We start from the raw sequence: 10,227 nt of genomic DNA, 5'->3' as shown, positions 1-10,227 counted from the left end.
AGACTGATCACGTTCGCCGAAACGATTGATCACCATCGCCGAAATCCGCAGCATAACCTGCCGATTCGACCTCGCGCGGCATCACGACGCGTTCACCACGTCCTTAAAAGCCTTGCCGGCTGTAAACTTCACCGTTTTGGCAGCAGCGATCTCGATCTCCGCCCCAGTCGTCGGATTGCGGCCAGTCCGGGCCGCGCGCTGCCCCCGCGAGAACGCCCCGAAACCGATGAGTTGCACCGCCTCGCCGCGGCTCACTGCCTCCGTGATCACGTCCAGCACCGCCTGGACCGCCTTGCCCGCCTCGCTCTTGCTCCCGCCGGCACCGGCGGCCACGGCATCGATGAGTTCCTGCTTGTTCATAGTTGCTCCTCCTAAGCCAGTCAAAGCCGCACCCTACCGCATACGAGGGTGAACGAGCAAACCACGGGGTCACTACGGTGGTGCCGCGCTCGTGCTGATACCACAACATATTCCGCGAGAGGAAAAAGGGGGCCGTGAGCACTATTGCCAAAATCAGCCACCGTCGTGACCAGCCGATAGCCATCACTCCGCACTAGCAGCCGACCAGATTCGCAAGAGCAATGACGCGCTGAACTGCCCAGCGCTCCCTCTGGACAGCGGTGATGACGCCCGGCGCCTCGTGCCGGTCGAGGCAGTGCTTGGTGTAATTGAAGTCAAGTCGACGCTCGACGATCGCACATTCGCGGCGGCAACCGGTAAGCTGGCCCAGTTCGATTCCCTGCTAGAGCACGGCACAACTGACGAGGGCTACCGGCCGTTCCGACATGTGTTTGCGTACCAGCTGGATCGTGGGTGCGATTTCGACGGCTGGCACCATCCGTCAGTGGCATTGACCCGCTATGCCCTCGCTCGCTGCCAGCCGGACGGTGTTTTCGTGCTTGACGACCACATTTCGGTGTTAGTGAAGGGGCACGGCTACGCGGACGTGTTCGGCCTCCATCGGGGCCAAATACCCGACGAGGTGGATCGGACCACGCTCGACAACGAGGAAGTTCGACGATTCCTGGAATATGAGGATTCGTACTGCAACGACTACTTCACAACAGCGGTTGTCGACGGTCTGGTGCTGCTGGTATTCCTGACCTTCGTGATTCAACGCGCCAGCCACTACTAGCCTTCAGAGGTCAATTACGCGGACCTGTTCTGTCGCTGGGGCTGCCCAACACCGGGCGGGATGACTGATTTTCGATGACATCGTCACTGAGCGTCGTGTCGCGAAGGTCGGTGTCAACTCCCCTGCTGCGCGGGCAGTGGCGGTCACGCGTTGCGCGAAATTTGGGTTTCAATCAGCAATCGCACCATAGTGATAAGTTCCCCTATCTCGCTGGCGCGTCGATCCCGGTACAAGGAACTGCACGCGACAGTGATGGCACTTCGGCAGCGACGCGACCGTTGAGTTCTCGCCGCTGTCATTGCCGCCATCCTCCGAACGTCGACGATGATGCACCTCGCGGCGCGGTCTGCCTTCTGAATGCTGAAACAGTGCTCATTTACCACATGCCTTGCAAATCTCAGCAACAATCGAACGCGCAAATTCAAACGCAAGCTCGAGCGCAGACGAGTAACCTAGGCGTCACCGTATATCCCGATTTTCGATAAAGAATGAAGGTTCCAAACGTCAAGCGCTTCCAATGACGCCGAACGGCACGCCATACGTTTCAAGGAGGAAGTTCTCCGTCACGCTCAGCAATGAAAGTTGCTCAGCGCTAACTTTCGAACGGGACAAGCCGGGTTGCACGATAAACACGCGAAGCTTTAATGCCGCCGTTCGACTCTGATTTCTTATGGCAGCGAGCGTTTCCCTGTCACCTGTTTGGTACCTCGATAAAGCGACCCCTTTGCGAATCTTCGGGTCGCGCCGCAACAGGTGATTGAAGAGTTCAGTATGCCGGAGCTGGTTCTGTAGCCAACTGATGCTCTTTTGCGCTTGACCACAGACTTCGTACAGGTCGCCCACCCGACTACCCGCGGCACTTTCCTGCGAATACTTGAGGTGATAGAAGTCAACCGCGATAGTTGTACGTGAGTCCTCTTCCGTCACCTTGATACCGACGACGTCTGCGGACTCACCCGACCCGTCGTCGTCGTAGATGACGTCGTACAGATTCGCGGCTTTCAGGTCCTCAATGACCTTGTACTGGATGGAGTCTGCTTCCCGAGTTGCGCCCTGTGCTTCCTTTTTGATGTCTACCGGTGACCAGTCCCAGACATCAATCTTTGCAGCATCGAAAGGCGCGTATGCGTCAGGCAACGTTACGAGCAGGTTACCCTCCAGATACGAACCGTCAGCGAAGAAAATCTGTGGCGGGTTCTCCTCGAAGAAGTCCGACAGGGTCCAGCTTCTTTGCCGGCGGCTTAGCGTTCCCGCCTCCCCCTCTGGCACGAAGCGATAGGTTGAAATGGAGTCGTCGGCAACTGGAGTGATTTCCAGACGCAGGATGATTTCCATCGACTCGCTCACGACTCGAAACTTTATCTCCCCACTATCGGAAGCGGCGACCAGTTCGAGACTGAGGTCCCAAAAATCCGCTTTGGCGCCGTGCTCACCTACTTGCACCGAAAAAACGCTCTCATGGTCCTGATAGATACTATCGGGCCACTCAATTGCTATCGGCATAACGTCAGGACGCTGCTGCACAAGTTTCGGGATGAGCGTGCCCTTGAGGACATCTTCCGGATTGATGGTCTGGTCGATGACCTTGCTGCCTACGTTTTTACACCATCGAGAGAACGGTTCGAGCCGTAGACGCTGAAAGGACCACACACGACCGCGCTTTGTCGCGCCAATGGTCGCCGTCGCACCTTTCTCGAAGCCGATACCAGAAATGACAGCCCGACGCGCCGTCTTTTTCGACTTCTCCGACAACTGGGATGCGACGTCAGCGCCCATCCGCGAGATATACCGAACCTTTCGTCCAAACTGCTCGTTCATGCCCAAGTTGGTGAGCAGAAGACGCTTCACTCCGTGGAAGCAACGATACAGCTCGGGGTCTCGTATTAACTCAACGTCTTCGCCGCATAACGTCTTGGCCAGCATCCGGTATTCGCCGCTCTTTGATGAGCCATGGATGTACAGTAGCGCGCGTTCTTTATCCCAGATGGCAACGAGTAGCTCCCACTGCCAATCCTGAACCGCTTCGATGTCCGTCCACGAGACATCTTTGCTGCTTCCAACGACCACTACAAGCATGTTCTCGCCTTGGTTGAGCGTATGGCTCACCTTATCGGTTGCCCTGATGCCTTGAATGCCTTTTCGGAAGTCCTTCGGCTTCCACACGCTGCAGCGCGTATGGTATACGACCATGCTGGTGGCCGGGCGAATCTCCTGAATCGGGATTTCACCGGAGAACGGCTCAAATCCCTCAAGGAAACTTCGCGAGTCAATCTGGTTGTCTATCTCAGCGTCGCTCAAATCCGGAAGCAACTCGTTCCAGTCCGGGTCTTGGCTGTACAGTTTCTCAAGCTCTCCCTTCACACTGGGGTTTGCCACGTTCGCAATGAAAGTGGCATCACCCAAGTCTGGCCGCGCACGGGTGAACCGTCCCGCGAGTTGGAGCGTAACCGGCAAGCTCTTTCGCGTGTCGTGGAACGCCGCAATCTTGAGTTCGGGCATGTCAAACCCTTCTCCCAGCATATCGACACAAACCACTATCCTGGACTCCCCCGACTTGAGCTTCGCAAAAGCGTCCCGTCGTTCTGACGCTGTGAGCTTGCTATGGAGCAGCACAGGGTTGTAGCGACCGATTGCCTCGTAAATCTCGAAGACCTGCTTTGCCCGCGGGATGTCCCATGCTCGCGCCATTGCAACATGAAGATGAGTTGTATCGGCGTCGAGTTCGCTGATAGCCGCTTCGGCGATCGCTCTGTCGGCTTTCCTCTCATTGAACTCAAAGACCGACCGGAACGTAATCGGACGGAAGTACCCGTCTCGCTGCGCCTGTCGCAGCGGGTAGCGATAGATGATTTTTCCATCTATCAGCCGGTCATCGTCTCTGAACGGAGTCGCTGTGAATTGGATGACGCGACGATTTTCAAACTGAGCTTTGAATTGTTTCCATGTTCGAGCTTCTGCGTGGTGAGCTTCGTCGATGAAGAGATGCGAACACAGTTGCGCGACGTGAGCCTGACATTCCGACGTCAGCTTAGCTGCAATCTGACTCGTAGTCACGACGACATTACACGCGGAGAAAAAAGCTGCCAGTCCCTCAACGGTTGGGATGTTGTGTTCAAGGATCCCGACAACGGGGAACTGCGCATTCTCATTGAGGATAGTGCTGCGACGCGCCTTGAGCAGCCCCAGCGTCAGAAATTTCTCCGCTATTTGAGTACGTAGCGCATCTGTTGGGACAACCACTATGACCCGCTCACATGGAGTCGAGGTCAGAACACCCAACATGGTCTCCGTTTTTCCCGTGCCGGTGGGCAGGACCACAGACGCGACCTCACTGCTGGTCGACCAATGTGCGTGTATCGCGTGAAGGGCGCCGGCTTGTGGAGGCCGAAGGCCTATAATGTCAGCGGACCTGTCTTCAAGAACATACTTGAATGCGCCGCGCCATGACGCAATGGCATTTTTCGCGTTCGCTTCGTAATTTGCAGCTGCAGCCGCCGGTTGCAACGGATGCAGCAGCCACGAACCACCTGACGCATCTAAGAGTCCCTCATCGGTCAATGTCGCAGAGCACTTAAGCACAGCCGCTTCGCTCAGAGCAGGCATATTGTGCGGGGCATCTCGCAAAACCCAAACCGGAGTTGAAAACGACCCGGCCGAGACTTCGAAGCCCTCGGTACCCTGAGTGACGAACCGGACGATAGCCGCTTCAGTTTCCAGCTCCAGGCATGCGACCTGGCGAATCCAGCTTTTCTCGACCTTTTTGTTAACTGCGTAAACCCGTGGAAGCCGTACCTTCATTTCGAAAGCCTTTGTTTTGTAGTTATAGCTGTTGCGGCGCGGAGCCCGACATGCATCGGGCTCCGCGCGTCGCCCTCTGGAATTGGTTCGTTCAGCAAGCGCACTACTGGCGCATACCGACCAGTAAAACTTCCGAATGATTCAGCGGCTAGTCGATTGAAGACCACATCGCCGGTTTCGCGCCGTCACTCCGCTCAGCGCAATTCGTTAGGATGTTCATCGCTAGAAATCCGCCATCTGCCGCTGCCTCATTGTCGGTCCGTACAAACTGCACTTCTCGGCTGAAAATAAGCTTGATGCCGCAAGCGCGCGCATCTTCCAATAGGTTGAGGTCTCGGCACAGAACAACGAACTGGCGGCAGACATTGCGGATGACGGTGACTTCAAGGCCTTAGCATACCCAGCATTGCCATCAAAGACCATACTTACGCTTTCGATTCTTAAAGGCTGGCTCAGTGCCCTCAAGAATTTCAACGACTGTGCTCTTGATCACTGGTGATTCGATACCGCCAGAGACATAGTTGAACGTATTAGTCGTCTTGTCACAGGTGGCGCAAATGATTTGCTCGGCGTCGCAAACCACGGCCAAGTTCGGGTTGTGCGTCACCATGATGACTTGGCGCCGCTGCTTGGCTGCCTTGATGCATTTGACCAGCACCTTGAAGATGGTCTGGTTGTCCAGGTTCTCCTCCGGCTGATCGATGATGATTGGGATGTCGTCCTTGTCTACAAGCAGGTAGAAAACCAGTAAGAGCAGCCCGCGCTCGCCGGGCGAGAGCTGGCTGATCTCTTGCTGGTCGAATGTCAGCGAATACCTCGGCACCAAATAGCTCATGCCGTAGAGGTAGTCGAGGATGTCTTGGGGTTCGCCGCCCTTGCGGAGCTGATCAATGATCCGGGTCTCGCGGCCAGCGCCGGGCTCGCGCCGATCGAAGTGCAGCATGTCGTCGACGGTCTCGAGGAATTGCAGCGTCGAGTCCACGTTTCCGAAGTTAACCTCCTTGAGCAGTCCACGCATGAGCTGGTTACTCTCTTCCACGCCTGAAAAGCTGCCCCGCGACTGCCGATTGATGCGCGGGAAGAACTGCTCTTGGAAGTTCGACTCTTCAATGCGCACGTCGAAGTCCAATGGTAGGTGCATCTCCATCTGTGCTGCGGATTTGACGAACTGCTGCACCGGCTCATACAGCCGCCGGTATTCTTCGACGGTCTTACCAATCTGCTCATGGACCGCCCTGGCCAACTCCGCACGGCCCGCGCGCAGAGTTGCAAGCTTGTCGGGTAGAGCGCCCAAGGATTCAATCTCAGCCTTGAACCACTCAATCGACTGCGGCTTGTCCTTGTTGCCGACAAGTTCTTCCTTGGTCTGCTCCCACTTGGCGACCTGATCCTTGAAGATGATGAACAAGCGCTCCTTCTCACCGAGCTTGCTCTTGATTTCAGCGATCGCCGTCTCGACCGCCTCGCGTCGCTTGGAGAGGCCCGTGGGCTCTTGATTGGCAAGCGCCCCGTCCACGTTGGCAATCGACTCTTTGGTAGCCTTGACCAGCGCGTCGATTTTCGTGGTGTCGATCTTCAGCTCGACCACCTCGGAGGCCTTCAAGTCCGCGCCGACCTCGGCCAGCATGGGAGCCAGCTCAGCCACGAATTGATCGTGAACCTTCTTGTGGTTGATGATCGCCTGGGCGATCCGGCTCAGGACGGCATGGCGCTTGGCGTCGGAGGCCTTCTTGTCGCGGAGCAACCTCTCCTCTTCACGCAGTTTTTTGAGCTCGTCCTCGAGCGCCTGAATCCGCCCCGTGGCCGCCTTCGACTCTTCCTGAGCGACCTCCGACGCCGTCGGGTCTTCTACCGGGGCAGGTTTCGATGCCACGAGGGAGTTGAACTCGGCGACCTTGGCGTCGAGCTGCTCTTGCAGCGTCTGCTTGAATTCCGGCGTGAGCCTGCGCTCGGCCTGTAAAATCTCGGCGTTGACCTTCGAGATTTCCTTGATGACTTGCTCGCGAGCACTGTCGATCTCAGCGACCTTGAAGTCGAGCAGCTCGTCCATGGACGTGTATCCCAGGCGGGCTTCTTCTGGGACGTGCGTGTAGATGATTTTGCGCAGCTCGGTGTCAAACGTTGCCGAGCCACCGTCGCCGAGCTCGTTGCACAGCGTCTCAAGGTAGCTCTGAGGCAAATACTTCACCCGCTCCACGCTGGTCTCAGACGGGTCTTGGTCTAGCGGACGCTCGGACTCGGTCCCGTCGTGCCAGCCCAGCGCGCCGATGAAGTGCTGCGCGAGCTTGTTCCTCGGATTGCGAAAGCGCGTGTCTTTGAGGAACGAGAAGCTCTTGAAGTTCTTGGTGTCACCGGCCAACGCGGCAATATCTGCCATCGCGCTCTTGCCGCTGCCCTTGTTGCCAATGATGGCTACCAGATCGTGATTCAGGGGCATGTCGACGTCGAACCAAGTATCGGCGAGCGTGGAGCCGACCTTGCGGCCGATGCGGATTTTGGAGGCGTATTTGGTGCGGTTAGCCTCGACCAGCAGGCGCTTGGGCGGCGCATCGCCAATGAAGACGCGGTCCTCAAACTCGGTGATGGCTTGGACGAGGCCGTCGAAGGTAGCGTCAGCCTTGATCCAAGTGAAGCAGTTGCCGACACGATCCTTGTTCTCAGAGCTGCTGGGCGCGTGAGCGTCGGAGCAATCGAGCAGCGTGGCCTTCACGTTGGACTCTGAGAGCTTCTTGCGGGCCGCGTCGTATGCGGCCGGATTGGCGGAGGCCGTAAAAACCACGTCGGCCTGATTGATGATGTTGCGCTTCTCGGCGATGGACTGGTCATCCCATTTGAGGTTGTCCCATTCCGTCTTGCCAACTGCGATCAGGTATTTGCCTGCGAAGTAGTGCTTGTCGAGCGCCTCGAGCACCTTCTCCAGGCTCACGCATAAGTTGTTGAAGCCCTCCTGCATATGCGGGGCGTAGCCCCCTCGTTTGTCAGGCGGCGCCGACTCTACAATCATCTTTCCAAGCTCGGACAAGCTATCGCGAGTGATGACGCCTTTCCATTTACCCTTCCAGTCGCTGGAGTCGGGGATCAGTTGGTAGCTTGGGGTCAGCGAATTGAGGAATTGCTGCTGGATGACCTCGGGGTCCATCGCGTCGAAGATGACGTGCAGATTGATGCGGTTCCAGCCGGACTGCGAGTAGGTACCATCCTTCTCCTTCTTGACCACCCCGGCGAACTTGTCCAAGCGCAGTTCGATGACGGGCAGCAGCAGGTCGATGTTTTTGAGCCGGTTTTGCTCGAGCTTCGCTTTGCGCGCCCGCGCGTAGCCATCTATGAAGATGTAGTCGTTGATGCCGATGGTCTTGAACTCGGGCGGCAGGGCCTCGAGGTCTTGAAGGAAGGCCTCCCACGCATCGTCGTGGCTGGCACCGGGGTAGTTGTGGACGACTGACGACGGAGTGTGGACGTGCAAGTCCCACTTTTTCCAAGTCGAGCCGGCAGGATCATTCGTCATTGGAGCCCCCTGAATTGTTGGCCGATGCAAGCTGTGGCTTCTTCTTGCCGCAATCTCGCGGCCAATACCCAACGCGCTTCCTCCGGCAGGTAAAGTCCTTTGCCCAACATTTCGGGTGCTCTCCCGAGTTACTGGGTCCAGAGGAAGTCCGCGCCTGGCAAGTGCGTCAAATTGAAGTCCAGCGGCACTCCCGCAGCGTTGGCAGCGGCAACTGCGGCCTTACAGTCCCAGTACGCCAGCGAGCCTCCCCACGGATGCCAATCGCGGCATCGGTGTCGCTGCTGATAATACGAAAGGGTTCGGCGTGCAATCGAATGAGTCGATCTCGACGGCATTACGTCCCTGCTGTGCGACCCGGATCAGGCCGAACCCAAGTTCGGCCAAGCGCGGATACTCCGTGCCCCGCTCTGGTGGGGTTTTTTCGATCAGACGGCTGTCTGCTCGTGCCGAATGGCTTCTAGTGCCGCACGAACAAGAAAGCCGCTACGCGTTTCCTTGTGGGCCTCCGCGAAGGCGTCAATCTGTGTAAGCACGAAGCGCGGCAAACTTATATTCACACGCTCTGGCTTCATATCAAATTTCGAAGGATCAATGTCTACGACAGCCCAAAATGAGCCGGCATAGTCTGGGTTGTCGCGAAGTTCCTCAAACGACGTGGGCTCGAAGCGCACTTCGTCCCCCGCCTCGACAGAAGTTTCAACCCATCCCTCGATAGCCTCTTGCGTGTTTTCGAGCGCTTGTTCGAGCGTCGTGCCCCATGAGTTGCAGCCCGGAAAATCCGGTACGACAACGCCATAATCGGTGCCCTCTTGCTTGTCGACAGCGACGAAAAATCTCACATCCAACTCCTTGTCTGGAACCCGCTGACCGGTTGCGGCCCTCGGGGTCCGTTGTAGCCACCGGCCTTACTGCCCGGTGAGTGTTACACCAGATTGCCTCTCGATGCTTTTCAGCGTCGCAATCGTGAGGTCTTTTTCGGGATGCGGCACCGTTACCGTGCCTGACTTGCTCGGGTGCCTGAAGTGATGATGACTGCCCTTCACCCGCTTCTGTACCCACCCATCCTGCTCAAGCCGCCGTATCACTGTTCTCGAATCCATAACGCCGCACCATATCCTTCGCCATAGCTGTCGCCATACACACCCCTTTTTCCCATGACCCGGTGTGTAGTCTATACACACAGCAGAGGAATGCAAGGAAAATTTGTGTATGCGGTGTGTAGACATCCGCACTGAGTCCAGTCGCTTGGGCGTCGCGACTTCGGATCGGAACGGATCTCCAAGCGCCATATGGGCCGCTCGTCTCCTCGCAGGCATGCCTCGGGGTGTCTTCGGGGGCTGGTAGTGCGGTCGTAGCTAAAAAGCGTCCTCGCGCGCTGCGTTGACCGCGTCGAGTGACGTGCCTCAACTGACGCATACGCAGTCGCACCGGGTGCCACTTTATTGCTCATCCAGTTCAAGGATCTAACTCGGCGAATCGCGTCGCAGTCGCGGATCCATACCACGGCCACGGTGGCTTGCGTTTGGCCTTCGCTCACCGAGATTGCACCCTGTTTTATCTCGGTGATCGGGCTGTTCGATGATGCGATCTAGTACCGCTCGGCATCCTAGCCGTGATCAATCTCGTGCCGCCTAGAATTATGGCCGGACATCGCGCTGCGGCTGCGCGGGTCGCCGAACGCCCCGTTAGCCAGTGGGCGCGTGGGTCACGGCATCGGATGGGGTCACGTTTCTCGCTTCCCTAGGGAAACGCTGATTTATTCGGCTCGGCGGTCATCGCAGACGTAGCC

6 protein-coding genes are annotated in these 10,227 nt (G+C 57.3%); 1 reads left to right on the top strand and 5 read right to left on the bottom strand.

Going from position 1 to position 10,227, the window contains the following annotated elements; translation table 11 throughout:
* Positions 1-81: 81 nt before the first annotated feature.
* Positions 82-360: an HU family DNA-binding protein gene (locus ACSHSS_RS28850; protein WP_445545862.1), complete on the bottom strand. Its 279-nt coding sequence runs from the start codon at positions 358-360 to the stop codon at positions 82-84.
* A gap of 280 nt (positions 361-640) precedes the next feature.
* On the opposite strand from ACSHSS_RS28850, the gene ACSHSS_RS28845 reads away from it, so the two are divergent.
* On the top strand, positions 641-1,135 hold the full coding sequence (locus ACSHSS_RS28845) for a hypothetical protein (RefSeq protein WP_445545861.1): 495 nt from the start codon (positions 641-643) through the stop codon (positions 1,133-1,135).
* A gap of 504 nt (positions 1,136-1,639) precedes the next feature.
* On the opposite strand, the gene ACSHSS_RS28840 is transcribed toward ACSHSS_RS28845, so the two are convergent.
* The 4 genes from ACSHSS_RS28840 to ACSHSS_RS28825 all read right to left on the bottom strand — a co-directional run bounded on the left by ACSHSS_RS28840 (position 1,640) and on the right by ACSHSS_RS28825 (position 9,538).
* Positions 1,640-4,933: a DEAD/DEAH box helicase gene (locus ACSHSS_RS28840; protein ID WP_445545860.1), complete on the bottom strand. Its 3,294-nt coding sequence runs from the start codon at positions 4,931-4,933 to the stop codon at positions 1,640-1,642.
* 412 nt (positions 4,934-5,345) lie between these two features.
* Positions 5,346-8,438, bottom strand: a complete 3,093-nt coding sequence (locus ACSHSS_RS28835) for a TrlF family AAA-like ATPase (protein ID WP_445545859.1) — start codon at positions 8,436-8,438, stop codon at positions 5,346-5,348.
* 425 nt (positions 8,439-8,863) lie between these two features.
* Positions 8,864-9,277 carry a type II toxin-antitoxin system HicB family antitoxin gene (locus ACSHSS_RS28830; RefSeq protein ID WP_012367238.1) on the bottom strand — a complete coding sequence of 138 codons (414 nt, stop codon included), beginning with the start codon at positions 9,275-9,277 and terminating at the stop codon, positions 8,864-8,866.
* 66 nt (positions 9,278-9,343) lie between these two features.
* Entirely contained in the window at positions 9,344-9,538 is a 195-nt protein-coding gene (locus ACSHSS_RS28825) for a type II toxin-antitoxin system HicA family toxin (protein ID WP_445545858.1), read from the bottom strand.
* Positions 9,539-10,227 lie beyond the last annotated feature (689 nt).

This window comes from Burkholderia sp. BC1 (genome assembly GCF_052683555.1).
Note: the sequence above shows the minus strand (reverse complement) of the source record. Positions and strands in the feature narration are given on the sequence as shown.

Coding starts and splice junctions, on each gene's coding strand:
- ACSHSS_RS28850 (WP_445545862.1), bottom strand. CDS start 360: ATGAACAAGCAGGAACTCATCGATGCCGTGGCCGCCGGTGCCGGCGGG.
- ACSHSS_RS28840 (WP_445545860.1), bottom strand. CDS start 4,933: ATGAAGGTACGGCTTCCACGGGTTTACGCAGTTAACAAAAAGGTCGAG.
- ACSHSS_RS28835 (WP_445545859.1), bottom strand. CDS start 8,438: ATGACGAATGATCCTGCCGGCTCGACTTGGAAAAAGTGGGACTTGCAC.
- ACSHSS_RS28825 (WP_445545858.1), bottom strand. CDS start 9,538: ATGGATTCGAGAACAGTGATACGGCGGCTTGAGCAGGATGGGTGGGTA.